Consider the following 24499-nt stretch of genomic DNA (forward strand, 5'->3'; position numbering starts at 1 on the left):
GGCGCACCCACAGAGCACCACACAGCACCGCAGAAAGGTCCATCCATGCGCACCCCACCCACCGCGGCACTCGCCGCGCACCGGACCCCGCTGGGCTCCCTGACCCTCGCGGCCACCGACGAGGCGCTGGTGCTGTGCGCCTTCGACGACCGTGAGCAGGCGGTGGCCCGGATCGCCCGCGGTGACCTCACCGCCGTGGACACCGACGCCGCCACCCCCGCCCAGCTGCGGATCATCGAGGAGGCGGGCCGTCAGGTGGACGCGTACCTCGAAGGCCGCAGCCGCACGTTCACCGTGCCCATGGACCTCCGCCTGGCCACCCCGTTCAGCCGCACCACCGTGGAACGGCTGGACAGCCTCCTTCCGTACGGGGTGACGGGCACCTACGCCGAGCTGGCCGCCGCGCTCGGGCGGCCGCGGGCCGCGCGGGCCGTGGGCACCGCGCTCGGCGCGAACCCCCTGTGCGTGGTGCTTCCCTGTCACCGGGTCGTCGGCTCGGGCGGACGCCTGACCGGCTACGCCGGCGGTGTCGAGGCCAAGCGGTTCCTGCTCGACCTGGAGTCCGGCGGCACGCCCGCGGCCTCCCTCTGAACCGGCGGGCGCCGGAGCAATCCCCCGCCTCCGGCGCCCGCCTCCTTCCACGACCGCGGAGCCGACAGTGACCAGCTACCACACCCCACACCTGCCGGGCCTGGACCACGGCCACGTGCCCGGCGCGCCCGACGCGGGCACCGACGACACGATCGAACTGCCCGCCGTGGACGCGCTGGACTGGTCCGCGCTGACCACGGCACTGGACGCCGAGGGCGTCGCCGTCACCCCGCCCCTGCTGTCGCCGCGCGCCTGCGAGGAGATGCGGGCGCTGTTCGACCGGGACGAGGTGTTCCGCAGCACCGTCGACATGAGCCGCCACCGCTTCGGGAGCGGCCGCTACCGCTATTTCGCCGCCCCGCTGCCCCCGGTGGTGGCCGCCCTGCGCAGGCAGCTGTACCCGCCGCTGGCCCGGATCGCCAACCAGTGGGCGGAGCGCCTGGACGGGCCCCGGTTCCCGTCGACCCACGCCGAACTGACGGCGGCGTGCGCCGCGGCCGGACAGCTGCGGCCCACTCCCCTGCTGTTGCGCTACGGTCCCGGCGACTACAACTGCCTGCACCAGGACGTCTACGGCGAGCTGACGTTCCCGCTCCAGGTGGCGGTGATGCTGGACCGGCCCGACGTCGACTTCACCGGCGGTGAGAGCGTCTTCGTCGAGCAGCGTCCGCGCGCCCAGTCCCGTCCGGTGGTGAAGCGGCCGGGCCAGGGGCAGGGACTGATCTTCGCGGTGCACGACCGCCCGGTCCCGTCGACGCGCGGCTGGAGCCGCTTCATGCTGCGCCACGGGGTGAGCACGGTGCACGACGGCCGACGGCACGTCCTCGGCGTGATCTTCCACGACGCCCCGTGACGCCCGGGTCGCTGCCGGGTCGGGGGCCGGTGCCGGTAAGGGGCCGCTTTCCGGCCATCGTCCCCGTGGACGACGCGCCGCCGACGGCGGCCGGGTTAGCGTGCGAGGGACAGGAAGATCGACAAGCGTCACGGCGACGGGGACACCCATGGACATCATCGACCTGACGGCCTACGGCGAGCGCTTCACCGCCGATCCGCACCCGTTCCTCGCCGCACTGCGCGAACAGGGGCCGGTGCACAAGGTGCGCGACGCCGGCGGGGGTGAGTTCTGGCTGATTGTCGGCCACGAGGAGGCGCGGGCCGCGCTCGCCGACCCGCGTATGTCCAAGGACCTGCGGAAGCTGGGCTGGGACGTCTACGACGCCGATCTCATCGGACGCCACATGCTGATCTCCGACCCGCCCGAGCACACCCGACTGCGCAGGCTGGTCAGCCGTGAGTTCACCCCGCGCCGGGTCGAGGCGCTGGCACCGCGCGTCCAGGAGATCACCGACGGGCTGCTGGACGCCATGCTGGAGCGGCCCGACGGGCGGGCCGACCTCGTGGAATCGCTGGCCTACCCGCTGCCCATCACCGTCATCTGCGAACTGCTGGGCGTGCCCGACATGGAGCGCGCGGAGTTCCGGCGCTGGTCCAACGAGGTCGTGGCGCCCACCAGCGAGGAGGCGGCGTTCCGGGCCTTCGGTGAACTCAGTGCCTTCCTGGCGTCGTTGATCGAGACCAAGCAACGCACCCCCGGCGACGACCTGATGAGCGCGCTGATCCGCACCACCGAGGAGGACGGCGACCGGCTGTCCTCCGGCGAACTGGTCGGCATGGCCTTCCTGTTGCTGGTGGCCGGCCACGAGACCACGGTCAACCTGATCTCCAACGGAGTGCGCGCCCTGCTCGCCCACCCCGAACAACTGGCCGCGCTGCGGGCCGACATGAGCCTCCTCGACGGCGCCATCGAGGAAATGCTGCGCTACGACGGTCCGCTGGAGTCGGCGACCAACCGCTGCACCACCGAGCCCGTGGAGATCGGCGGCACCGTCGTCCCCGCCCTGGAGCCGGTGCTGATCTCGCTCGCCGGCGCCCACCGCGATCCGAGCCGCTACGAGGACCCCGACACCTTCGACATCCGTCGCGAGGCCCGCGGCCACCTCGGATTCGGCCACGGCATCCACTTCTGCATCGGCGCGCCCCTGGCCCGGCTGGAAGGCCGGATCGCGCTGCGCTCGCTGCTGGAGCGCTGCCCGGAGCTCGCCCTGGACACCCGTCCGGACGCGCTGGAGTGGCTGCCGGGACTGCTCATCCGCGGCACCCGCACCCTGCCCGTCCGTTTCGCCTGACGCCCGGGGCGCGGCCGGCATCGGCCCCCGCGCACCGGAGAGCTTCGAGATCCGCCGACGGCGATCGGCCGGGAGCCGGCCCGCGCGACCACCCGTTCGGCGGATCACGGTGGCCGCCGCCGCCATTGCGGAGCCACCACCGGCGCTGCCGGAGGACGGGCGATCCGACCGGCTCTCCCGGGGCCCTCCCCCGCGGCTCCGGCGGTCGTATGGTTCGTGGTGATTTATGGTGACTCCAGGAGGATGCCCCTACCGGAGGTGCAAGGATGCGCGCCGCGGCAGCGATCGTCTCCCTGGTTGTCAGTGGGGCGCTCATCGTCGCGACGTCGGCTTGTGACCACGGCGGGGCGGCGTCCGCGAACGCGCACTACGGGGACTGCCAGGTGTCGGGACATTACGGGGAGTTCCACCTGTCCCCCCAGACGGCGGGCGTCCTCACGGTCCGGACGACCCTGCCCGCACCCGGCTGGTGGAACGGCAGCACGCCGGAATCCGTCAAGAGCGGCTACGAGTACTGCATGGCCGCCAACATCGCCTACCGGTCCGGACTCGACCGGGTGAAGGTGGTGAACACCCCTTTCCCCGACATCGTGTCCGGCAAGAGCAAGGGCTTCGACCTGGCCCTGGCGCAGATCACGATCACTCCCGAGCGGAGCAAGGTCGTCGACTTCTCCGAGCCCTACCTCTCCTCGACCCTGGGAGTGCTGATCAGGGACGGCGACAAGATCAACGAGGGCAACATCCGTGAAGCCCACATCGGCGTGGCCGAGGGCACCACGGGCGAGAAGTTCGTCAAGGAACGCCTCAAGCCGACCAAGCCCGTCACCGCCTTCGCCAACGACCCGGACATGGTCACGGCGCTGGAGGAGGGCCGCATCGACGCGGTCGTCCACGACACGACGATCCTGCTGGCGTATCCCCAGAAGCGGGAAGGCAGGGTGCGCCTCGTGGGCCAGTACCGGACCGACCAGGGTTACGGCGCCCTGTACCCGAAGGGGTCACCCAACAAGCACGACGTGGACCGCATCATCAGACAGCTGATCGACGACGGGACCCTCACCAAACTGTCGGCCGTCTATCTCGGAGCCGCCTTCGGCCAGGACCCGGCCAAGATCCCGTACTTCACGGTCTCCGAAAGCTCCTGACCGCTCCTGACCGCTCCGGACCGCTCCGGACCGCCGCGCGCCCTCGGGGTGCACGACGGTCCGGCCTCCGTCCCGCATCACAGCTCCGCCATCAGCAGACCGCTCAGGTCCCCGGGAGCTCCGGCGTGGAGCGCCTGCTCAGCCCAGATGATCTTGCCTCGGTCGGTGTATCGGGTCCCCCACCGGCGGGACAGCTGTGCGACGAGGAACAGTCCACGGCCCCCCTCGTCGGTGAAGGCGGCACGGCGCAGGTGCGGGGAGGTGCTGGAGCCGTCGGCGACCTCGCAGATCAGGCTGTCGCCGTCGCGCAGCAGCCGCAGGCCGATGGGGCTGGCTCCGTACCGGACGGCGTTCGTCACCAGTTCGCTGAGGATCAGCTCGGTCGTGAAGGCGGCCTCGCCCAGCCCCCAGGCCTCCAGCTTGCGGATGGCCTCGGCGCGGACCCGGGAGACGGCCGCGGGGTCGTGGGGCACCTCCCAGTCCGCGACCTGCTCCGGGTCGAGCAGCCGGGTGCGTGCGACGAGCAGCGCGACGTCGTCGCTCGACCTGGTGCGCAGCATCGCGTCCAGCACCACCCGGCAGGTGTCGTCGGGGGTGGCACCCTCCGCGCCGGCAAGCGCCTCCGCCAGCATGCCGAGCCCGACGTCGATGTCACGGCCGCGGGCCTCGACCAGGCCGTCGGTGTACAGGACCAGCCGGCTGTCGGCGGCCAGCAGGAGCTCGGCCGTCTCGACCGGCAGACCCGCGCCCGCTCCCAGTGGCGGGGCGACGGGGATGTCGGGGAAGGTCACGCGGCCGTCGGGCGAGACCAGTGCCGGACCGGGATGCCCGGCCCGGGCGAGAACACACTGCCCGGAGACCGGGTCGTAGACCGCGTACAGGCAGGTGGCACCGGTGACGGCCTCGATGTTGCCCTCGGCCGCCGCGTCCTGGTCGATCCGGGTGATCAGCTCGTCCAGATGCCCGAGGAGCTCGTCCGGAGGCAGGTCGAGGGCGGCGAAGTTGTGTACCGCGGTCCTCAGGCGCCCCATCGTCGCGGCGGCGTGCAGACCGTGGCCGACGACGTCGCCGACCACCAGGGCCACCCGGGCGCCCGGCAGCGGGATGACGTCGTACCAGTCGCCGCCCACCCCCGCCTGGGCGGGCAGGTACCGGTGCCCGACCTCCAGGGCGGACAGTTCGGGGAGCGCGCCGGGCAGCAGGCTGCGCTGGAGGGTGACGGCCGTGGTGTGTTCACGGGTGTAGCGGCGCGCGTTGTCGATGCACACGGCCGCCCGGGCGGCGAGTTCCTCGGCAGGGGACAGGTCGTCCGACTCGAAGGGGTCCTGCTCCGAGCGCCAGAACTCCACGACCCCCAGCAATTGGCCCCGGGCCTGGAGCGGCACCGAGATCATGGAGTGGATGCCGTAGTCGATGATCATCCGGGCCCGCTCCGGATCCTGGTCCCGCCATCCGTCGACCATGGCGAGGTGCGCCAGCAGGACCGGCCGACCGCTGGACATACAGACGGCCACGGGGTTGCCGGGCATGTAGTGCATCAGCGTCCCGACGGGATAGAGGGGCGCGCGGTCCTGGATGCCCGCGGCCGCGACGCGGCGCATCTCCATGATCGCCCCCGCCGGTTCGCTACCGCGCAGCACGGGCTCCGCCAGCTCGATCGTGGCGAAGTCGGCGAAGCGCGGGACCGCCACCTCGGCCAGCTCCTCGGCGGTGCGCGTTATGTCGAGGGTGGTACCGATCCGCGTGCTCGCCTCGTAGAGCAGTCGCAGGCGCCCGCCCGCCACATCCGCCCTGCCCGCGAGGGCGCGCAGCTCCGTGGTGTCGCGCAGGGTGGCCACACTGCCACCCTTCAGACCCACCGGCCGCAGGTTGACCGCGAGCAGGACGTCCCCGGCCAGGAAGACCTCGTCCGTGACCGCCCGGCCCGAGCCCAGCAGGGCGACCAGGGCCGGGCTCAGCCCGGATTCGGCGACCGGCCTGCCCTCGGCCTCCGGCGGCAGTGCGAGCAGCCGACGCGCCTCGTCGTTGACCAGCAGCAGCGTTCCCTCACCGTCCAGAATGATCACGCCTTCGCGGACCGAGTGCAGCACCGCGTCGTGGTGCTCGTACATGCGGGTCATCTCCACCGGTCCCAGGCCCCCGGTCTGGCGCCGCAGCCGCCCGCTCACCAGTGCCGAGCCGCCCGCGGCCAGCAGCAGCGCGACACCGCCGGAGGCGAAGATCACCGGCAGCTGATCCTGCACCACGCTGGTCACCTTGTTCACCGTGACCCCCACGGTGATGAGCCCGACGGCGGTCCCCTTGTCGTCGAAGACGGCCACGGTCGAGTCGACCGCCTTGCCCAGACTGCTGTCGAACGTGGTCTGGTGGGGCTCGCCTTCGAGCGCCTGGCCGTAGGAGGTGGAGACGTGCTTGCCGATCTGATTCGGGTCCGGGTGGGTCCACCGGAAGCCGTAGGGGCTCAGCGCCACGACGTAGTCGACGCCGGTCTTCTTGCGTACGGCCTCGGCATGCGGCTGGAGTGCCGCCGTCGGGTCGTCGCTCTGCATCGCCTCCGCGGTGCCCGGGGCGTTCGCGAACGACTCCGCCGCCACCAGTGACCGTTCGCCGGCCTCCTCGATCGCGCGGTTGCGGTCCTGGAACACCAGCACCACCACGGCGGTGGCGATGAGCAGCAGGACGACCACCAGCTGCAACAGGAAGACCTGGCCGGCGACGCTGCGCGGAGTCAGCCACGACCGCACGCGCCGGCCGACCCCTCGACGACGGGGCTCCGGGCCGGCTTCCGGCGGCACGGCCTTCGGCGGTACGGCCTTCGGCGGTACACGGCCGTCCCGTCGGCTCGCCGGGACGGATCGCCCTAGTTTGCCCATTTTCTCAGTATCGGCGAGCAACCCGCCGGGCGCGGCTCAGGACGAACCCGGGCCGGTCCGGCCAGGCCGGACGGCACGGCCGGCGGGGGCCCTGCCCGCGCACGGACCTGGCGCGACACCTCGGCCCGCGCCGGACAGGTCCCAGCTAGCCGCTGATGTCGAGCGCCGTGCCGTACAGCCGGTCCACCTTCAAGCGGATGACCACCCGGCGCTCGGCAACCAGTTGCCTCAGGAACGCATCCTCGTCCTCGGGCTTCGCGGCCTGCGGGATCACCCCGAGCAGTTCCCGCCCCACCGCATCACCCGGAAGCGTCGTGGGCGCGGAGACCTCGGCCTCGCCTTCGGCGACGGCGAACGACCACACGTCCCCACCCTGCACATGCAGCGCCGCACGCGGATCGCGCCGCAGATGCCCGACCTTGATCCGGTCCGCCGTCGTCGAGAACCGCACCACCCGGGCCCCCGGGTCCCAGCTGTACAGCATGGTGGTCAAGTGCGGGTGGCCATCGCGCTTGACGGTGGCGAGCGTGCCGAACTGCTGCTTGCCCAGCAGGTCGGACAGGGATTCGTCGGACAGTGGACGAGGCGCTGGTCCTTGGGTCATGACGTGACCAACACCCTTGACTGCCCAGTAATTTCACGGAATCCGCAGTGTCTGGCGGTGGCCGGCGCCGTCAGTGGTAGGCATGCACCACCGCATGACCCCTGCCGCGGCCGATCATCCACCGGTTGACCGGTGTGGTGAGCACGAAGGCCAGAGCCAGGGACAGCGCGAGCGAGGCCCAGAAGAGGAACTCGCCGAGGCCCGCGTCCATCGCGCCGGGCACGGCCACGATGACGGTGTTGTCGATCACTTCCATGACGGCGATGGACACGGTGTCCGCGGCCAGCGCGACCTTGAGCGCCTGGCGGAGCGGCAGCCCGGCACGCAGCACGCCACGCATGGTCAGCGCGTAGCCGAAGACGAAGGCGAGCGCGATGGAGAGGACGACCGTGGTCGCGTTGTGCAGCCCTGCGGCGGTACCGATCACCATGCCGAGGACTTCACCGATGGCGCAACCCGTCAGACAGTGCAGCGTCGCCTGCGCGGCGGCACGCCAGGACGCGCCGGAGCCATGGTGCTCGTGGTGCTCGTGGTGCTCATGGTGAGCGTGGTGCTCGCTGTGCTCGTGGTGTGCGGTGTGGTCCATCGTCGGCCTCCCCTTTGCCGGATCGTGTGAGACATCCTAACCACATACCCCCCTGGGGTATTCCGTTCGATGAAGAGAGCCCGCGATTTTCTCTCCGCGGAGCCGGTCCGCGCGGTGCGGCTCGGTCACGACGCCCGCGGTCACCGACCCGACGAGGTCCCGCCGTCGCGCCGATCGTCGAGGCGGACGGTCAGACGGGGCCAGTGCTCGGACCGGCGCGCCAGGTCGTTCGCGGTCGGTGACCCCTGCGAGCGCACGGCTTCGTCCGGCAGGAAGCGGACGCAGGTTGTGGGCCGCCGACTTCACTGACACAAGGTGTCAGTGAACCTCCGGACAGTGGTGCCATGATCCTCAGTCACCACCCCCGCCGGGCCGAGCGGCTGCTCGTGCCCGCCGCCTTCGCCACCGCTCTCGGCAACAACGTCCAGCTCATCGTCGGGGCACTGCTGCTGATCAGGGAGCAGCAGACCATGATGGCCGTCGGCTGGCTGTTCATCGCCGTCGCCGGGCCGCAGGCCCTGCTGTCGCCGTTCTTCGGCCGGCTGGCCGACCGCTTCGACCGGCGGGCCCTGTGGATCGGCTGCGATGTCACCAGCGCGGCGCTGGCCCTCGCGCTCCCGCTGTGGCTGGCCTGCGGTGGCGACCCGGGCTCGGGGATCTACGCCGCCAATCTGGCACTCGCCGCGATCGGTGCCCTGTTCTTTCCGGCCAGCTCCGCGCTGATCAAGGAACGGATTCCGGCGGAGCGGCTGCGGCGATTCAACGCCCGCTACGAGATGGGGACCCAGGCGGGAATGCTGCTGTCCGCGACGGTCGGCGGGCTGTGCGTCCAGACGTTCGGTGCCATGCCCCTGCTGATGTTCAACGCCGGGACGTTCATGGTCTCGGCGCTCTGCGTCGCCGCGGTGGGACGTCGTCAGGACCGGGTGCCCGCGGCCCCCGTCGCCGAGGAGCGGACGCCGACCAGGGCGGCTGAGCGGACGCCGCTGCGGATGCGTCATTTCATCCTGCTCTACGCCCAGGGAAGCGTGGTCGTCACCGTCTTCAACGCTCTGCTGCCCACCGCCGTGCTCAGTGAACTCCACCTGGGCGCAGGCACGTTCGGGGTCGTGGACGCTCTCGGGAGCCTCGGTTTCCTGGCGGCCACCGGCGCCTACCGCATCGTCAGCACACGCAGTACGGACCTTCGTGTCGCCGTCGTCGGATTTCTGCTCGTCAGTGTCGGCCTCGTGTTGCAGAGCCAGTTCGGGATCGCCGGATACCTCATCGGGGTGCCGCTGGGCGCGTTCTTCTTCGGGCAGGCCCGGATCGCCTCCCGGACCATGCTGATGGCCTCGGCCGACGACGCCTCGGTGGGCCGGGCCTTCGGACTGGCCAACGGCGTCGGGCTGGCGGCCACGGTCGCGGTCATGTTCCTGGTCGCAACGGTCACCGACCACACCGACACGCGCTACGGCTTCGCGGTCCTCGCCGCCCTCGCTCTGCTGGCGACCGTGTCCGCCGGGCTGCTGCTGAGGTCCCCGGCCCCCGCCCGTCCCGTCGGCCGGTACCGGTCGAGCACGGCCGCGGCCGTCTCCGCGACCTTGCGGCGCAGCTCCTCGGGGGCGAGCACCTCGATGTCCGGCCCCAGCGACAGCAGTGTGGGCACGGCCAGGTCGACCGACTCCAGCGGTACCGTCGCCAACACCCAGCCGTCACCGTCCGGCGGGCCCGCCGAGGCCTCGACGGCGCGGACCAGTACCGCGTCCAAGTGGTCCGGCAGCGCGGCGAACAGTGCCGGGGCGATGCGCACGGAGGCCTGAAGCCGCAGCCTGCGGGCGTCGTAGGCCGCGAGGTAGTCCTGCCAGTGGGCCATCAGGTCGAAGCCGTCGGGGCGTTCGAAGCCGTCCTCGCGCACTTCCAGGCACAGGATCGACGACACCCGATACGTGCGCACCGTACCGTCCACCGCGGCGACGAGGTACCAGACGCCCGCCTTGAGTACCAGGCCGTAGGGGTCGAGTTCACGCTCGACCTCCTGCGGCTCGGCCCAGCGGCGGTAGCGCACCCGGATCCGCCGCTGGTTCCACACGGCCTCGGCGAGGGCCACGAGAGCCGGCGGGGAGTCCTGTTCCCGGTACCAGCCGACGGCGTCGAGGTGGAAGCGCTCGCGGATCCGGCCGGCCCGGTCGCGCAGGGGCGCCGGGAGCGCCGCCGTCAGTTTCAGCTCGGCCGCCGCGAGCACCTCGCCCAGCCCCAGGTCGTCCGCCGCCCCGGGCATGCCGGCCAGGAACAGCGACTCGGCCTCGTCGGCGTGCAGTCCGGTGAGCCGGGTCCGGTAGCCGTCGAGCAGCTGGTAGCCGCCACGGTGCCCGGCGTCCCCGTAGACCGGGATGCCCGCGCTGCTCAGCGAGTCGATGTCCCGGTAGACGGTCCGGGTCGAGACACCCAGCTCCCGCGCGAGCTCGTCGGCCGTCAGCCTGCCCCGGTTCTGCAACAGGAGAACGAGTGACAGGAGCCGGGCCGCACGCATGAACGCATCATCGCAGGCCCGGGCTCTCGGTGCAGGGGCCCGGTCCGACGAGGTCTCGTCCCGCGCGGACCGACGGCACCAGCAGCCGGGGCGCGCACGGCCGGTCGGGCCTCAGCTGCCCGTGGCGGCCTGGTCGAGCGCGGCGAGTGCGGTGGCGGCCTCGTCCTGTCGTGGGCTTCTCAGCACGGCGAGTGCGTCGTGGGCGGCGGTCAGTGTCCGACGGGCCTCCGGGTGGCCCAGCGCGCCGAGCACCTGCCCCAGATCGAGCCGAGCCTGTTCGGCCCAGGCCGGCATCTGCGCGGCCTCGAAGGAGGCGAGGGCCTTCCGCAACGGCGGCTCGGCCTCGTGCCAGCGTTCCAGAGCCGCCAGGTCGTTGCCGATCTGCTGTCGGGCGACCGCGTGGTACAGCGCGATCAGTTCGTCCGTACGGCCCGGCACACCCGCCCGGCAGATCCGTTCGCTGCGGCGGTGGATGTCCAGGGCCTCCGCCGGTCGGCCGATCTGACGCAGCAGGGTGCCCAGGGTGTTGAGGATGGTCAGCTCGGCCAGCCTCGCCTGCGGGGAGTCCTGCGAGGCGAGACAGCCGGCCGCCTCGTGCAGTCGCGTGCGGGCCTCTTGGGTGCGGCCCAGTCGTTGCAGGGCCCCCGCGCCGTAGCCGAGCGCCCAGCCCTCCTGGAGTCCGTCCTCGCTGTCGCGGGCGGCCACGAGGGCGGCGTCGGCGGAGACCAGGGCGGCCCGGGGGTCGTGGACGCAGAGGTTGTGGGCCCAGGCGAGGTAGTTGAGGTGGACCGCCTCCTCCCGTCTGCTGCCCAGTGCGCGGGCGGAGTCGGCGGAGCGCCGGAACACCTCCACCCACTGCTCCCAGTGCTGATTGAGGTCGGAGAACCAGTGCATCGCCTCCGCCGTGTCCACGACCTGTCGATGCCGGCCGGTGTCGTGCGCCCGGCGCAGCGCGGCGAGCCACTGGGCTCGCTCGGCCTCCAGCCAGGCCCGCGCGTCCTGCCGGCCGGCGGGTGCTCCGTCCGGGTCGGGGTCGCCGGAAGGCGCCGTCCGGTCGTGGTCGACGTCGAAGTGCAGCGCGGCGGCGGTGGCCCGGCCCAGCATCCACCGGGCGGTCCGGTCGAGGACGGCGTCGCGGACCGCGGGGCCGTCCTCGACCTCGACCTGCTCGGCCGCGTAGAGCCTGAGCAGGTCGTGGAACCGGTAGCGCTCGGCGGTGGGATCGCTCTGGAGCAGCCCGGCGTCGGTCAGCTCCTCGGCGCAGGCGACCGCCTCGTCGTACGACAGCCCGGCCAGGAGCGCACCGGTCTCCGGACTGAAGTCCGCCCCGGCGGCGAGCGCGGCGCGACGCAGGAACGTCGCTGATTCCGTGGACAGTTGGCGGTACGAGAGCGCGAAGGCGGCCCGTATCCGCAGGCTTCCGGCCTGGAGGCCGTCGAGGCGTCGGCCCTCGGCCGCGAGACGGGTGACGAGCTTGCCCAGACGCTCGTGCGGGCGGCTGAGCAGGCGCTGTCCGGCGATCCGCACGGCGAGGGGCAGGTGCCCGCACAGATCGGCGAGGTCGCGGGCGGCCTGCGGTTCGGCCCGCACCCGTTCGGGACCGACGATGCGGGTCAGCAGCTCCACCGCCTCCTCGCGCCGCAGCAGTGCCAGATCGCAGCGGTGGACGGACGTCAGACCCGCCAGGGCCTGGCGGCTGGTGACGATGGTCAGCGACGGGCCGGTGCCGGGCAGCAGCGGGCCGACCTGGGCCTCGTCGGTGGCGTTGTCCAGCAGCAGGAGCAGCCGTCGGTCGGCCGCCAGGGAACGCCACAGACTCGCACGGTCGTCGGTACCGGCCGGTAGCTCAGCATCGGCGATTCCCATGGCGCCCAGCAGCCGGGCCAGGGCGTCACGGGGAGTGGTCGGCTCGGCATCCATGCCGTGCAGGTCCAGAGCGAGCTGCCCGTCGGGGAAGTGCGGGGCGAGCCGGTGCGCGGCGTGCACCGCGAACGCGGTCTTGCCGAGTCCCGGCTGACCGGCGACCACGCTCACCGCCGGCCGGTTCGCACCGGCGTCCCGCGCCAGGTCCAGGAGCTGGGCGAGTGCCGCGTCGCGGGCGGTGAAGTCCTGGACGTCGCGCGGCAGGGCCAGGGCGACGGGCACGGCCCGGCTCTCGGCCGTCCGCGGGCGTGGCCGTCCCGGCGCGGCGGCCGCCTCCAGGTCCGACGCCTCGTCGCCGTCCAGTCCCAGAGCCTGGGCCAGCGCCTCGACCGTACGACGCTGCGGGCCGCGGGTGCGCCCGCGCTCCATGTCGGCCAGCGCCCTGACGCTCACCCCGGCGGCGTGCGACAGCGCCTCCTGGCTCAGTCCGGCACGGACCCGAAGGGAGCGCAGCCGCTGCCCGAAGTCCTCCGTGGATGGCGTGCCACCGCGCACGTCGGCGCCCCCTCGATCATCCGGCTCGTGCGGCTCGTCCGGACGCGAGCCTTCCGGCAGAAGTATGACGGACCGTAGTTCTGCCGGTGGAACCGCCTGGGGCGGGAGGGCGGTTGGTGGTCGACTGAGGACAGGCGCGGGACGCCTCTCCCCCGACGGACGAAGTCCGGGCGGCCGGTCCTCCACGGACGGTGCCGCCGGACCACGGACCCTGTGCGGACCGGGGACGGGCACCGACCACCCGCGCCGAACGAGAACCGGTGACGGACACCGACCACCCGCCGCCGAGCCAGAACCGGTGACGGACACCGACCACCCGCCGCCGAGCCAGAACCGGTGACGGACACCGACCACCCGCCGCCGAGCCAGAACCGGTGACGGACACCGACCACCCGCCGCCGACGCGAACCGAGCACGCGCGACCCACGCGCGACGAGCCCGAAACGGGGAGACCTCTCATGACCAGCAGCCAGGAGCAGTCCACCGGAATCTCCAGGCGGAGCGTGCTGGCGGCGGGCGCGCTGACCGCCGCCGCCGTGGCCTACCAGACGGGCCGGGCCCCCGCGGCGTCCGCCGCCGCCAAGCCCGCCATCTTCTACGCCCCTCACCAGGACGACGACGCGATCGGCCTGGCCGGCTCGATCCTGGAGCACAAGGCCGCCGGACGGCCTGTCTACCTCGTCCTGGTGAGCAACGGCCGGAACCCCGATCTGGCCGTGCGTATGAACGCCGATCCCTGCCCGCTGACCACCTGGGCCACCCCGCATCCGTGCGCCGCCGGCGGCAGGCACAACCTGTCCTGGCCGACCGACGGCACCAGCATGATCGTCGCCGGCCGCACGGCCGAGTTCATGGCCTCCGCGAAGGCGGTGGGCGTGGACAAGGTCATCAACTTCAAGGTCGTGGACGACGGGTTCGACAGCACGTCCGCCTACAACAAGCTCGTCGACCGGATCGACGCGAAGGTCAGGGCGCTCGCCGCCCAATACCCGGGCGCGTCGCACAAGTTCACGGCCGGCTGGCTGGAGCACACCGAGACCCACAAGGCGTGCAGCGACGTGGCCTACCGCCTGATGAACGACGGCACGATCTCCGACGTGCGCTTCAACCACGTCTACGCGTACGAGCGCCCCCTGGACCAGCGCGCGAACGGCGCGGCCTACGTGCTCGACATACCCAGCGCCCACATGACCAAGAAGCGCAACGCGATGTACGCCTACAACACGTGGGACCCCAGCCGGAACCTGTACGCCCTCGGCTATCACAGCGTCCCCGAGCTGCTGGAGGCCGCGCACGCCGATCCGCGCGAGTTCGTGTACACCCTGCCGTCCGACTACCGGCCGGGCAAGGGCAACTGAGACCGGCAACGGCGACCGAGAACCACACCAGTCCACCAGTACGACCTCGGCCGCGGCACAAGCCGCGGCCCGCACCACTCACGGGGGAACTCTCCATGAACCTGCTGCGTCACCGCTCCGTCCTGCTCGCCACCGCGGGCACGGCCCTCGCCCTGTCCCTCACCGCCTGCCAGAGCGGGGACCACACCGACTCGGCGCCGGCGGCCACCACTTCGGCGACCGGGAAGCCGGCCGACGGCGGGCAGGCCGGCACGTCCGGCGCGACGGGCTCGACCGATCCGGCGCAATCGACGGCGTCGAAGGGCTCGTCCGACGACACCGCCGGCAACGGCACCGCGGGCTCGTCCGGCGAACAGGCGTCCGCCACCACCCGGGTCTGCACCGCGCGGGACGTCCACGTCACCGCCGCCACACAGGGTGGCCCTCCCTACACCCACATCGTCCTCACGGCGAAGAACACCTCCGGCCGCTCCTGCCGGCTCGCGGGCGCGCCGCACATCCAGTTCCTGGAGAGCCACAAGCAGGACGTCCCGGCCGTCGCCAAGAGCAAGCCGGCCGCGCCGGTCGTCCTCACGGCGGGAGCGCCCGCCTATGCCGTGGTGAAGGTGTCGGACGGCGGGGTCGACGAGGACAACGAGCCCGTGTCGGCGTTCTCCGTCGTCCTGGAGGGCGACTCCACGGTCATCGCCGTCAGCGCACCGGGCAGCGGCGGCATCGCCGTCGACCCGGCGAAGGCCCTCACCGGCTACTGGACCCCCGAACTCCGCAATGGCGCGGACGACTTCTGAGCCACCTCGCGGAAGACTTCCGAGTCAGGTCGAGGGAATGACGACAGCCCGGAGCACCTGGGCAGCCGCGGCCTGCTCAGTCGGGATACGGCAAATAGCAGTCCAGGGCCGGGTGGTAGAGCACTTCCCAGGTGTGGTCCTCGATGACGCCGCTCTGCGGGATGCCATGACAGACCTGGATCCATTCGATCTTCTTCAGCATGACGGTGCCGTAGATCCCGTCGAGGACGAGTTTGGGCGGCTCGCCACCCCACATGTTGCTGAGGCACTGCGCCTGTCTGACCGCCGGGCCGGTGTCGCCGAGGATGAGTGTGGGGCGCAAGTCCGACGGCATCTGGGAACAAGCGGTCGAACCGGGATCGGCCGCGGCGGTCTGCGGCACCGTGAAGCCGAGTGCAGAGGTCGCGCACACTGCCACGACCGCGCTGAGCAGTCGGTTTCGTCGCATGCCCACTCCTTCGAAGGCGATATTCGGCCATGATCCCGCATCTGCGGTCATACCCGCGAGTTATGGACCTCATGTCACGATAACGGCACAAAGCCGAACGACACTTAACTCGACGTGACGAAACATGACGATCCGCGACCGTGCCATGCGGTCACGGTCCGCCCTCGGGCACCTCAGGCAGGTGCCCTGCCGCCGACACTCCCGACGTGCTCGCGCACCGCGATCCGGGCCAGCTTTGTCAGCATCATGCCGTTGCGGACCGCGACGATGTAGTCCACAGGCAGACCGTGCATCCGGGTGCCTGGCCCCCTCAGGGGGTGCCAGTCGAGGGTGAAGAGGGTGTGCTCGCCCCAGGGAAGCAACTCCATGGCGATGCGGGCCGCACCGAAGGGATCCGCCTTCGCCTCCAGTTCCAGGCGATGTTGCGGTTCGCAGATACGGACGACGCACGTGTCGTCGAGGGTCACGGGCCCGACGCCGACCCGGACCTTCAACCGGGCGCCCACTTCCGGCCAGTGCGGGTCCGCGGCGAGGACCTCCCGGGTTCCCGTCACCCACTCACCGTAACGATGGCCGTCGGACAGCAGGCGCCAGACCTCGGACGGCGAGTTCAGGATCAGACGGCGGTTCCGGGCCATAGTCACGCTCCACTCCGGCCGCTCACGGCTCCGGCTTCCAGCCTCACGGCAACCGCACCGCATGCGCAGTCCGACAAGCCCGGACGGGTGAGTCACCCCCTTCCCGCCTCGGTCGGCCTGCCGCTGTGTTCAGCCCCGCTCGGGCTCCACCGGGAGCCACAGTTCGGCGTCGGCCTCGGTCTTGTCCGGCGACATGCGGATGCGCAGGATCTCGGGGCCGGGCCGGCTGCGGTACGGGTTCGACGGGAACCACTGCGTGAACACGTCCCGCCACAGTTCCTGGATGGCCTCCGGCGCCGGCCCGGAAGTGGTGAAAACCGCCCAGGTACCGGCCGGGACAGTCAACTCGGTCGAGCCCGCGGGTGCGGCCGCGGAGGTGATCACGCCCTGGTAGTAGTCGAGTTCGGTGCCCTCGGCGCGGCTGGGATCCAGGTCGTCGCAGACCGCGACGACGCCGTACGGCTCCTGGTCCGACAACTTCTCCAGACGCTCCAGGAGTTGCGGATCGATCCCCCGGACAAAGTCCATGATCGCCTGGTTGGGTCCCGAGTGCACCAGCGGCACCCGGGCCTTGAGCCCGGCGACGGTGAAGTCCGCCTTGTCCACAACGCGGTACCGCATACTGCTGTTCCCTTCGACGGTGAGGCGGAAGGCCATCCGGGACTGGGAGTTGAGCGCGGCGCCGGTGCGGCGGGCCTCGCCCGGTCCGATGCCGTGCATGGCACGAAACGCCCGCGCGAACGACTCACCCGAGCCATAGCCGTAGCGCACCGCGATCTCCAGCAACGTGTCGCGTCCCGCGAGCACTTCGGCGCCGGCGAGGGTCAGCCGACGGCGCCGGACGTACTCCGACAGCGGCATGCCCGCGAGCGCGGAGAACATCCGGCGCAGGTGGTACTCCGAGGTGGCCGCGATGCGTGCCAGCTCGTCCACCTCGACGGCCTGGTCGAGATGGCGCTCGATGTGCTCCATGGCCTGGTTCAGCCGCTCCAGCATGCCCGGCTCCTTCCTTGACGATCACCACGCTAGGCAGCGCCCACCATGTCCGACCCGACATTCTGTGCCCGATCGAGCCGGGTCGGTGATTCGCACGTTCGCACGAATCGCGCTCACCCGCTCGGATGGATTCGTACGTCCGGTGAGTGCAACCCCGCTCGTGGTGACCGTCGGCGCGTGCGTACGTCGGGAGGCTGTCGCCCATGTTCACCCCACATGCACGACCGGCGCGGCAGCGGCACCGCGGCCACCGCCGGTCCCTCCCGGCCCGGGCCGGGACCGTCGCGGCGAGCGTCCTGGCGCTGGTGCTGGCCCTCCCCGGGGCCGCGGCCGCGGCCCCGGGCGGCCTCGACACCTCCTTCAGCGGTGACGGCAAGGTCCTCACCGGCATCGCCGACGACGATCACGCCGAGGACGTGGCGGTACAGCCCGACGGAAAGATCGTCTCCGTCGGCTCCTCCGTCGACGAAGCGGTGACGGAGAGCCGCTTCGCACTGACCCGCCACAACTCCGACGGCACGCCGGACACCGGCTTCGGCACCGGCGGCACGGTGACGACAGCCATCAACAACATGGGCCCGAGCCTGCAATGGAGCGAGGCGCACGCCGTGGCGTTGCAGGCCGACGGCAAGATCGTCGTGGTGGGCAGCAGTTGGCGGGAGTACGACGACTGCTGCTGGTTCGTGGTCGCCCGCTACAACCCCGACGGAACCCTGGACAACACCTTCAGTGGCGACGGCCGGGTCTTCGCCGACTTCAACAGCCCCACCGAGGCCCAGGACGTGGCCATCGACTCCAGCGGCAGGATCGTCGCGGCCGGCTCCTTCGGCGGCGAGATGGCGGTGCTGCGCCTCAGGAGCGACGGCCCCCGGATCCCACGTTCGGTGGCGACGGCACGGTGACCGCCAATCCGGCGGGGCCGAACCCGCAGGAGGGCGGTCAGGGCCGGGCCCTGGCACTACAGCCCGACGGCAAGATCCTGGTCGGAGGCGAGGTCGGCACGACCCGCTTCGACTTCGCGCTGCTGCGCTTCAACACCGACGGCAGCCTCGACACGGGCTTCGACGGCGACGGCATCGTCCGCACCGACTTGGGCGACTACGACTCCGTGGAAGGACTCGCGGTCCAGCCGGACGGAAAGATCGTCGCCGCCGGCGGCAGCGGCTCCCGGTTCGCCCTGGCCCGTTACCTCCCCAACGGCGCCCTGGACCCGGGCTTCAACCGGAACGGCACGGTGCTCACCCCCGGCGGCACAGCGGCAGACGTCAAGGTGCAGCCGGGAGACGGCCGGATCGTCGTCGCCGGTAGCAACGGGCCCGGCGGGGACTTCGCCGTCGTGCGCTACAACCCCGACGGCAGCCAGGACACCGGCTTCGGCTCCGGGGGCCTCGCGACGGCGGACTTCGGCGGCACCGACGCCGCCGACGGCGTGGCCCTTCAGACCGACGGAAGGATCGTCGCCGCCGGCGGGGGCGGACCCGACCGCGACTTCGCCCTGGCGCGCTTCGAGGGCGGCGGCACCATCCCGCCGCCGACCGGCGTGGACCTGGCGGTGACGACGGCCGGCCCCACCACGGTCAGCATCGGCGACCGAGTCACCTACACCGTGCGCGTGACCAACAACAGCACCACGACCTCCGCCACGAACGTCTCCCTGTCCGACGCCCTCGGCGGCGTCGCCGTCTCGGTCGTCTCCGCGACCACCGGCTCGGGCACCTGCACCACCACAGCCACCTCCGCGAACTGCTCCTTCGGCACCCTCGCCCCGGGGGCGGTGGCCACGGTGACCATCGCCGCCGAGCCGCGGACCACCGGCACGCTCACCAACCGGGCCACCGTCACCGCCACTCAGAGCGACCCTGCCTCCGGCAACAACACCGCCACGGCGACGACCGCGGTCAACAACGCCCGCGGCTGCACCCTCGTCGGCACCAGTGGCAACGACACCATCACCGGCACCAACGGCAACGACGTGATCTGCGCCCTCGGCGGCGACGACACCGTCAACGCCGGCAACGGCAACGACACCGTGCACGGCGGTTACGGCAACGACCGCATCGACGGCGGCGCCGGCAACGACACGCTCACCGCAGGTCCCGGCAACGACACCCTGATCGGCAACACCGGCACCGACAACCTCGACACCGTCGACAGCGTCTCCGGCAACGACACCGCCAACGGCGGCCTCAACACGGACACCTGCACCACGGACGCGGGCGACATCCGCATCAGCTGCCCCTGACCCCACGAGCCTGGGCCCCGCACAACGTGTGCGGGGCCCAACAAAAAAGAAACCCCGTCCCGAAACCCGGGACGGGGTCCTCGCAGAGCGCCGGGCAGGCCTTGCACCTGCATCTCCCCACAGGAAGCGGGGCATCTTTCCTTGGACGACCAACGCATCACAGTCCGACTCGACTTCTGCCGTCCTGCTCAAGATCAACCATAGCAGAATCGATACACCACCTCCAGCGACCCTTGGGTTGCTAGCCTGCGCTCATGTCTGACCTGGGGTCCGTCGCCTGGCCGCCCGAGCCGATCAGGAGCGAGAGACTCGTGCTCCGTGCGCCCGAGGCGCGGGATCGTGCGGTGTTCGTCGAGCTGCTGGCATCGGCGGAGGTGCACACCTATCTCGGCGGCCCGCGCCCGCGTGCCGAGCTCGAGCGGGAGATGCCCGGGGTGCCCGAGCGTTGGCCGGGGAGTTTCGTCGTCGAGCTCGACGGGTCGATGATCGGCCAGATCCTGCTCAGGCGAGCAACGGAGCACCGTCGCCCGGCTGCTGCGGGGAAGGCCGACCTCGGCTATCTGTTCCTGCCGCGGGCGTGGGGATCCGGGTACGCCGCCGAGGCGTGCGCGGCGGCGCTCGGCTGGTTCGACGGTGTCTTTCCCGGCGAGCCGGTGGTGCTCACCACCCAGACCGCCAACACCGGCTCGATGCGCCTCGCGGCAAAGCTGGGGTTCACCGAGGTGGAGCGGTTCCGGGCCTGGGACGCCGAGCAGTGGCTCGGGCTGCGGTCCCCGGTCACGCCGTCCGCTTGAGCTGGACCGGCCTTCGGCGCAATGCGCGGCGCCCCGCCGCCGGGATTCCGGCGACGGGGCGCCGACTGTCGGATCAGAAGGCGCAGATGGCGTAGACGCTGATGCCGACGGTGCTGTAGGCCTTCTGCCTGCCGAGGCCGATCCAGCCGGATCCGTCCGGGGTGGGGAAGCTGCCGACGAGCATCGCGTCGGCGCCCTGGGCTTCGGCTCCGCCACCGATGACGTGCTTGCCGGCCGGGCAGTAGACGGTACGGCGCTGGAAGTTCGGGACGTTCGCGTTGGGGAGCGTGACGATCTGATAGCCGTCGATGGCACGGGAATGTACGGGCTTGGCAGCGGGTGTGTGCTCGGGTGCTGCCTGGGCGGCCCAGCCGGCTCCAGCGGCGAGGGTGAGCGCCAGTGCGCCGGCGGTGAGGGCCGTCTTTGCTCGCATGTGTCTCCTCCATGTCGTGCGGGACGCCTGTGGATGGCGTCCCTTCACGGGTGCAACCTTGCCGGACGCCGAAGGAACAGACCGTGTTGTTGCTGGTCAAACGCCCCGATGGTGGGACGCGGGGGTGCGGATGCGTCAGGGGCGCGGATGGCGGGGAGTTGTCGGTACAGGCCTGAGCCCGAGCCGTGCGGGAGCACCGGCGGCACCGCGCTGATGTCAGCCGAAGATCGCGCCGGGATTGCCGGTGTACCAGGAGTTGTCGATGCGCAGTCGGCGGATGACCCAGCGGTCGCCGTCGCGGACCAGGTCGACGTCGTAGGGGTTCTTCAGGAGCGCGTGTGTGGTGCGGTCGGTGACGAGCAGGTGCTGGGCCTCGACCAGGGCGGTGAGCCGGGCGGTGTCACCGTCGACGACGATCCGCGGGTTCGTGATCTGGTGCGTGGTGTCCACCCGGTCGGCGAACATGGCCAGGATGGTGGTGACGATGGCCTCGCGCCCGGTCATCAGCGCTGGCTCGGCCCCCCAACGCGCGGCGGCCGGGCGGAAGTCCAGCTCGGCGTCGGCGGCGAAGGCCGAGGCGAACAGCTCCCGGTCCTTGAGATCCTGGCCCAGGCCGAAGCGGTGGAGCGCGTCGATGATTTCCGCCCGGTCCCGGAGTTCCGCGACGACCGCGGCCCTGTCGTGGGCGGAAGCGGTCAGGGCGCGGTCGAGGGTGACGTACATGATGTTCTCCTGTGCGGGCCGGGGCTGTCAGCGCCTCCGATCCTGCTGTGGGCCCGCGTGGTCATCAATGCGCTTCTGCGCAAGGATCGTTGAGCCTCGGTTGACGATGGAGGGCGGCGGGGATGCTGGAGCGGCACGAGCTGGAGGCGTTTCTGACGCTCGCCGAGGAGCTGCACTTCGGCCGCACGGCCGAGCGGCTGCACGTCTCGACCGCCCGGGTCAGCCGGACCATCGCCAAACTGGAGCGCCGCATCGGCGTCCCGCTGTTCGACCGCACCAGCCGCCGGGTGGAACTGTCCCAGGCAGGGCGGCAGTTGCTGGAGGAGATGGGCCCCGCGTGGTCGCGGATCACCGACGCGTTCGAGCGGGCCATCGACGCCGGACGCGGCATGACCGGACTGCTGCGGGTGGCGTACGACGGTCCGGCCGCGGGCCAGTTGCTGGTCGGTGCCGCCCGGCGATTCCGGGCCCGGCATCCCGAATGCGAGGTCCGGATCAAGGAAGCGCACCTGCCGCAGGTGCTGCCGTGGCTGCGTGACGGCGAGGTGGACCTCGCGTTGACCTGCTTCCCGGTGCAGGAGCGAGGTGTCGTGACCGGACCGGTTCTGGTGCGTGAGGCCCGTATGCTCGCCGTCCCGGTCGGGCATCCCTTCGCCCGGCGCGCGGCCGTCTCCGTCGGGGACCTGGCCCGCGTGACCGTGGTGCAGTTGCCCAGGGCGTCGCCGAAGTCGCCGCGCCAGGACCGTACGCCGCCGCGGACGCCCGTGGGCGGGTCCGTCGCTCCCGGCCCGTCCGCCGAGACCTTCAACGAGGTGCTGACGCTGGTCGGCGCCGGGGAGGGCGTCTTCGCCGTCGGCGCCCACGTACGGCGCTACTTCGCCCGCCCCGACGTCGCCTATGTCCCCTTCGAGGACGCCGCGCCGGTGGAATGGGGTCTCGTCTGGCTCGCCGAGGGCGCGACGTCCCGGGTCCGCGCGTTCAGTGAGGCGGCACTCGGCCTGGTCCAGGATTCCGCACCTGCACCCGGACGCGCTCCGCGGCCCACGAGTCGGGTCATTCGGGGCGGCTGAAGCGGTGGGCGGCCCAGAGCAGGGCCGCGACTCCGCCCGCCAGCAGGACGGCGCCTTCCAGGAGCAGGGGTGGCTGCCAGCCCGACCACTCGATGCCCACGGCGGTCGCCTGGCCCGGTACGCGGAGCGCGATGCCGCGGCGGAGCAGGTCCACCCCGTAGGCGAGCGGGTTCGCCGCGGCCAGCGGGTGGGCCCAGCCCGGCAGGTTGCCCAGAGGGAAGAAGCCGCCGGAGAGGAACAGCAGCGGCATCATCACCAGGCCGAGCAGCATGTGGAAGATCTCGGGCCGGTCGAGGCTCACGGCCAGCAGCAGGGACAGGGCCGTGATGGTGAACGAGGCCAGGATCAGCACACCGAGGAGCAGCGCCAGCAGGAGCGGGTCGTAGGGCAGGCCGACGGTGCCGGCCAGGCCGAGCAGGACGGCGCCCTGGACCGTGGAGACGATGGTGCCGCCGGCACAGCTCCCGAGCAGCAGGGTGGACCGGCTGACCGGGGCCATCAGCAGTTCGCGCAGGTAGCCGCTCTGCCGGTCGGTGATCAGGCGGACGCCGACGATGATGGCCGGCGCCTGTACGGTCATCATCAGCATGCCCGGGAAGAGGTACGCCTGGTAGCCGACCCCCAGTGAGGAGTTCGGGATCAGGGCGGCCAGACCGCCTCCCAGGACGAAGAGGTAGAGCACCGGCTGGATCAGCATCAGGGCGCTGTGCGTGGGCTGGCCCGCCAGGCGCAGCAGATCGCGGTGGATCAAGGCGTGGACCGCGCGCAGTTCGTGGCGCAGCGGCGGCCTCGGCTCGCGGGCGCCGCCGCGGGAGGCACCACGGTCGGCGGGGGTGCCGGAGGCGTCCGAGGCCGGGAGAGCGGGGGCGGTCACGGGGCCTCCTCGGTCGCTGCGGTGCCGGCGCCCGGAGCCGGGTCGGCCGGTGTCGGGTCGCCCGGTGTCCGGTGCGGCCCGGGGGCGTGGATGCTGCGGCCGGTGTGATGGAAGAAGACGTCGTCGAGCGTCGGCGGGGTCGCGGACGCGGCGTGCACGGCGATGCCGTGGGCTTCGAGTGCCGCGCACAGACGGGGAATCCAGGCGCTGCCGTGGGGCACCCGCAGGGACACCCCCTCGGAGTCCAGGTTGACGGGCAGGCCCGACGGCGCGGTCCGGCCCACGACCTGCCGTGCCGCCGCGTCGTCGCCGGTACGCAGCAGCACCCGGTCCGCCCCGATCGCGGCCTTCAGCGCGTGGGGCGTGCCCTGGGCCACGAGCCGGCCGTGGTCGAGGATGCCGAGCCGGTCGCAGTGCTCCGCCTCCTCCAGGTAGTGGGTGGTGACGAAGAGGGTGCTGCCGTGCCGGTCGCGCAGTACGCGCAGGTACTCCCAGACCTGGACGCGGGCGTGCGGGTCGAGTCCGGTGGTCGGCTCGTCGAGGAAGAGCACCTCGGGCGCGTGCAGCAGGCCACGGGCGAGCTCCAGGCGGCGGCGCATGCCGCCGGACAGGGTGCGGACCGGGAAGCGCCTGCGGTCGCCCAGTCCGACCGCTTCGAGCATCTCGGTGACGCGCACGCGGGCGTGGCGGCGGCGCAGTCCGTAGAGGCGTGCGTGGATGTACAGGTTCTGTTCGGCCGTCAGGTCGGGATCCAGGGCGCTGTGCTGGAAGAGCATCCCGACCAGTCGTCTCACCCGGTCCGGTCGGCTGAGCACGTCGGCGCCCGCCACCGTGGCCTGTCCGGCGGTGGGGCGGGCCAGGGCGCACAGCAGGGCGAGGGTGGTGGACTTGCCCGCGCCGTTGGGGCCGAGGAAGGCATAGGTCTCGCCACGCAGGACGTCGAGGTCCAGGCCGCGTACGGCGTGGGTGGTGCTTCCGTCCGGGCCCGCGTAGCTCTTGACCAGGCCGCGCGTGCTGATGGCGTACACCGGCGGGGCCGCGGCGGTCCGCGCGTCGTCCGGGCCGGTACGGACGGCGGTCGGGGTGGTCGCTCGCGTGTGTGCGTCGTCACCGGCATGTGGCCTCATGGTCGGCTCCTCGTCCACGGGGGTGTCTTCCGCGCGGCCTGCGGGTCGCGGCGGAATCGGCTCCGGCCGGTGGCCGCCCGAGGGCGACCACCG

At 71.9% G+C, this 24499-nt stretch carries 22 protein-coding genes and 1 pseudogene; 11 read left to right on the forward strand and 12 right to left on the reverse strand.

Annotation, left to right across the window (positions count from 1 at the left end):
• Window positions 1–45: 45 nt before the first annotated feature.
• The 4 genes from FNH09_RS00055 (at window position 46) to FNH09_RS00070 (ending at window position 3922) form a co-directional block, all read left to right on the forward strand.
• Window positions 46–591 carry a methylated-DNA--[protein]-cysteine S-methyltransferase gene (locus FNH09_RS00055; protein ID WP_152883716.1) on the forward strand — a complete coding sequence of 182 codons (546 nt, stop codon included), beginning with the start codon at window positions 46–48 and terminating at the stop codon, window positions 589–591.
• A 67-nt stretch (window positions 592–658) separates the two neighbouring features.
• Entirely contained in the window at window positions 659–1444 is a 786-nt protein-coding gene (locus FNH09_RS00060; RefSeq protein ID WP_338017400.1) for a 2OG-Fe(II) oxygenase, read from the forward strand.
• Between the two features lie 148 nt (window positions 1445–1592).
• The gene (locus FNH09_RS00065; RefSeq protein ID WP_152883719.1) at window positions 1593–2777 is read left to right on the forward strand and encodes a cytochrome P450 family protein; all 1185 of its coding nucleotides are present in this window, start codon (window positions 1593–1595) and stop codon (window positions 2775–2777) included.
• Between the two features lie 266 nt (window positions 2778–3043).
• Window positions 3044–3922, forward strand: a complete 879-nt coding sequence (locus FNH09_RS00070) for an ABC transporter substrate-binding protein (protein WP_152883721.1) — start codon at window positions 3044–3046, stop codon at window positions 3920–3922.
• A gap of 77 nt (window positions 3923–3999) precedes the next feature.
• Here the strand turns inward: FNH09_RS00070 and FNH09_RS00075 are convergent, their stop codons facing one another.
• The 3 genes from FNH09_RS00075 to FNH09_RS00085 all read right to left on the reverse strand — a co-directional run bounded on the left by FNH09_RS00075 (window position 4000) and on the right by FNH09_RS00085 (window position 7985).
• Window positions 4000–6795 carry a SpoIIE family protein phosphatase gene (locus FNH09_RS00075; protein WP_152883724.1) on the reverse strand — a complete coding sequence of 932 codons (2796 nt, stop codon included), beginning with the start codon at window positions 6793–6795 and terminating at the stop codon, window positions 4000–4002.
• Between the two features lie 145 nt (window positions 6796–6940).
• Window positions 6941–7399 (reverse strand): PPOX class F420-dependent oxidoreductase, encoded by a 459-nt coding sequence (locus FNH09_RS00080; protein WP_152883726.1) that lies wholly within the window; start codon window positions 7397–7399, stop codon window positions 6941–6943.
• A 70-nt stretch (window positions 7400–7469) separates the two neighbouring features.
• A complete protein-coding gene (locus tag FNH09_RS00085) occupies window positions 7470–7985 on the reverse strand; it encodes a DUF4396 domain-containing protein (RefSeq protein WP_152883728.1) in 516 nt (171 codons plus the stop codon).
• A 344-nt stretch (window positions 7986–8329) separates the two neighbouring features.
• On the opposite strand from FNH09_RS00085, the pseudogene FNH09_RS00090 reads away from it, so the two are divergent.
• Window positions 8330–9472: pseudogene (locus FNH09_RS00090) on the forward strand (MFS transporter); the annotation flags it as partial.
• Here FNH09_RS00090 and FNH09_RS00095 read toward each other — a convergent pair.
• Both FNH09_RS00095 and FNH09_RS00100 read right to left on the reverse strand, forming a co-directional pair.
• Window positions 9436–10497, reverse strand: a complete 1062-nt coding sequence (locus tag FNH09_RS00095) for a helix-turn-helix transcriptional regulator (RefSeq protein WP_152883730.1) — start codon at window positions 10495–10497, stop codon at window positions 9436–9438. The pseudogene FNH09_RS00090 and the gene FNH09_RS00095 overlap by 37 nt on opposite strands.
• Window positions 10498–10608: 111 nt before the next feature.
• On the reverse strand, window positions 10609–12915 hold the full coding sequence (locus tag FNH09_RS00100; protein WP_162467902.1) for a helix-turn-helix domain-containing protein: 2307 nt from the start codon (window positions 12913–12915) through the stop codon (window positions 10609–10611).
• Window positions 12916–13373: 458 nt separating this feature from the next.
• Between FNH09_RS00100 and FNH09_RS00105 the strand changes: the two genes are divergently transcribed.
• Both FNH09_RS00105 and FNH09_RS00110 read left to right on the forward strand, forming a co-directional pair.
• Window positions 13374–14273 (forward strand): PIG-L deacetylase family protein, encoded by a 900-nt coding sequence (locus FNH09_RS00105; RefSeq protein ID WP_152883733.1) that lies wholly within the window; start codon window positions 13374–13376, stop codon window positions 14271–14273.
• A 95-nt stretch (window positions 14274–14368) separates the two neighbouring features.
• Window positions 14369–15061 carry a DUF4232 domain-containing protein gene (locus FNH09_RS00110; protein WP_152883735.1) on the forward strand — a complete coding sequence of 231 codons (693 nt, stop codon included), beginning with the start codon at window positions 14369–14371 and terminating at the stop codon, window positions 15059–15061.
• Between the two features lie 76 nt (window positions 15062–15137).
• Here the strand turns inward: FNH09_RS00110 and FNH09_RS00115 are convergent, their stop codons facing one another.
• The 3 genes from FNH09_RS00115 to FNH09_RS00125 form a co-directional block, all read right to left on the reverse strand.
• On the reverse strand, window positions 15138–15509 hold the full coding sequence (locus FNH09_RS00115; RefSeq protein WP_152883738.1) for a peptidoglycan-binding domain-containing protein: 372 nt from the start codon (window positions 15507–15509) through the stop codon (window positions 15138–15140).
• A gap of 173 nt (window positions 15510–15682) precedes the next feature.
• Window positions 15683–16147: an SRPBCC family protein gene (locus FNH09_RS00120; RefSeq protein ID WP_152883740.1), complete on the reverse strand. Its 465-nt coding sequence runs from the start codon at window positions 16145–16147 to the stop codon at window positions 15683–15685.
• Window positions 16148–16276: 129 nt separating this feature from the next.
• Window positions 16277–17143 (reverse strand): AraC family transcriptional regulator, encoded by an 867-nt coding sequence (locus tag FNH09_RS00125; RefSeq protein ID WP_152883742.1) that lies wholly within the window; start codon window positions 17141–17143, stop codon window positions 16277–16279.
• 203 nt (window positions 17144–17346) lie between these two features.
• Here FNH09_RS00125 and FNH09_RS47995 point away from each other — a divergent pair, with 203 nt between their 5' ends.
• From FNH09_RS47995 to FNH09_RS00140, 3 genes are all read left to right on the forward strand, one after another.
• Window positions 17347–18045 (forward strand): delta-60 repeat domain-containing protein, encoded by a 699-nt coding sequence (locus tag FNH09_RS47995; RefSeq protein ID WP_152883744.1) that lies wholly within the window; start codon window positions 17347–17349, stop codon window positions 18043–18045.
• A complete protein-coding gene (locus FNH09_RS00135; protein ID WP_338017402.1) occupies window positions 18042–19385 on the forward strand; it encodes a hypothetical protein in 1344 nt (447 codons plus the stop codon). The genes FNH09_RS47995 and FNH09_RS00135 overlap by 4 nt, the downstream gene beginning before the upstream one ends.
• Before the next feature lie 254 nt (window positions 19386–19639).
• Window positions 19640–20179 carry a GNAT family N-acetyltransferase gene (locus tag FNH09_RS00140; protein WP_152883749.1) on the forward strand — a complete coding sequence of 180 codons (540 nt, stop codon included), beginning with the start codon at window positions 19640–19642 and terminating at the stop codon, window positions 20177–20179.
• A 73-nt stretch (window positions 20180–20252) separates the two neighbouring features.
• Here FNH09_RS00140 and FNH09_RS00145 read toward each other — a convergent pair whose 3' ends face one another.
• Window positions 20253–20612 carry a hypothetical protein gene (locus FNH09_RS00145; RefSeq protein ID WP_152883751.1) on the reverse strand — a complete coding sequence of 120 codons (360 nt, stop codon included), beginning with the start codon at window positions 20610–20612 and terminating at the stop codon, window positions 20253–20255.
• Between the two features lie 216 nt (window positions 20613–20828).
• Entirely contained in the window at window positions 20829–21335 is a 507-nt protein-coding gene (locus tag FNH09_RS00150) for a nuclear transport factor 2 family protein (RefSeq protein WP_152883753.1), read from the reverse strand.
• Between the two features lie 122 nt (window positions 21336–21457).
• Between FNH09_RS00150 and FNH09_RS00155 the strand changes: the two genes are divergently transcribed.
• Window positions 21458–22405: a LysR family transcriptional regulator gene (locus tag FNH09_RS00155; RefSeq protein ID WP_152883756.1), complete on the forward strand. Its 948-nt coding sequence runs from the start codon at window positions 21458–21460 to the stop codon at window positions 22403–22405.
• Here the strand turns inward: FNH09_RS00155 and FNH09_RS00160 are convergent.
• Entirely contained in the window at window positions 22389–23279 is an 891-nt protein-coding gene (locus tag FNH09_RS00160; RefSeq protein ID WP_375975017.1) for an ABC transporter permease, read from the reverse strand. The genes FNH09_RS00155 and FNH09_RS00160 overlap by 17 nt on opposite strands.
• Window positions 23276–24406 carry an ATP-binding cassette domain-containing protein gene (locus FNH09_RS00165; RefSeq protein WP_152883758.1) on the reverse strand — a complete coding sequence of 377 codons (1131 nt, stop codon included), beginning with the start codon at window positions 24404–24406 and terminating at the stop codon, window positions 23276–23278. The genes FNH09_RS00160 and FNH09_RS00165 overlap by 4 nt, the downstream gene beginning before the upstream one ends.
• Window positions 24407–24499: the final 93 nt, after the last annotated feature.

The organism is Streptomyces adustus, from assembly GCF_009377175.1.
GTDB lineage: Bacteria > Actinomycetota > Actinomycetes > Streptomycetales > Streptomycetaceae > Streptomyces > Streptomyces adustus.

Excerpts from the sequence above, each read along its gene's own strand:
- FNH09_RS00055 (WP_152883716.1), top strand. The coding sequence starts at position 46 with ATGCGCACCCCACCCACCGCGGCACTCGCCGCGCACCGGACCCCGCTG.
- FNH09_RS00120 (WP_152883740.1), bottom strand. The coding sequence starts at position 16,147 with ATGGCCCGGAACCGCCGTCTGATCCTGAACTCGCCGTCCGAGGTCTGG.
- FNH09_RS00155 (WP_152883756.1), top strand. The coding sequence starts at position 21,458 with ATGCTGGAGCGGCACGAGCTGGAGGCGTTTCTGACGCTCGCCGAGGAG.
- FNH09_RS00065 (WP_152883719.1), top strand. The coding sequence starts at position 1,593 with ATGGACATCATCGACCTGACGGCCTACGGCGAGCGCTTCACCGCCGAT.
- FNH09_RS00145 (WP_152883751.1), bottom strand. The coding sequence starts at position 20,612 with ATGCGAGCAAAGACGGCCCTCACCGCCGGCGCACTGGCGCTCACCCTC.
- FNH09_RS00085 (WP_152883728.1), bottom strand. The coding sequence starts at position 7,985 with ATGGACCACACCGCACACCACGAGCACAGCGAGCACCACGCTCACCAT.
- FNH09_RS00150 (WP_152883753.1), bottom strand. The coding sequence starts at position 21,335 with ATGTACGTCACCCTCGACCGCGCCCTGACCGCTTCCGCCCACGACAGG.
- FNH09_RS00165 (WP_152883758.1), bottom strand. The coding sequence starts at position 24,406 with ATGAGGCCACATGCCGGTGACGACGCACACACGCGAGCGACCACCCCG.
- FNH09_RS00105 (WP_152883733.1), top strand. The coding sequence starts at position 13,374 with ATGACCAGCAGCCAGGAGCAGTCCACCGGAATCTCCAGGCGGAGCGTG.
- FNH09_RS00080 (WP_152883726.1), bottom strand. The coding sequence starts at position 7,399 with ATGACCCAAGGACCAGCGCCTCGTCCACTGTCCGACGAATCCCTGTCC.
- FNH09_RS00070 (WP_152883721.1), top strand. The coding sequence starts at position 3,044 with ATGCGCGCCGCGGCAGCGATCGTCTCCCTGGTTGTCAGTGGGGCGCTC.
- FNH09_RS00075 (WP_152883724.1), bottom strand. The coding sequence starts at position 6,795 with ATGGGCAAACTAGGGCGATCCGTCCCGGCGAGCCGACGGGACGGCCGT.
- FNH09_RS00115 (WP_152883738.1), bottom strand. The coding sequence starts at position 15,509 with ATGCGACGAAACCGACTGCTCAGCGCGGTCGTGGCAGTGTGCGCGACC.
- FNH09_RS00110 (WP_152883735.1), top strand. The coding sequence starts at position 14,369 with ATGAACCTGCTGCGTCACCGCTCCGTCCTGCTCGCCACCGCGGGCACG.
- FNH09_RS00095 (WP_152883730.1), bottom strand. The coding sequence starts at position 10,497 with ATGCGTGCGGCCCGGCTCCTGTCACTCGTTCTCCTGTTGCAGAACCGG.
- FNH09_RS47995 (WP_152883744.1), top strand. The coding sequence starts at position 17,347 with ATGTTCACCCCACATGCACGACCGGCGCGGCAGCGGCACCGCGGCCAC.
- FNH09_RS00140 (WP_152883749.1), top strand. The coding sequence starts at position 19,640 with ATGTCTGACCTGGGGTCCGTCGCCTGGCCGCCCGAGCCGATCAGGAGC.
- FNH09_RS00125 (WP_152883742.1), bottom strand. The coding sequence starts at position 17,143 with ATGCTGGAGCGGCTGAACCAGGCCATGGAGCACATCGAGCGCCATCTC.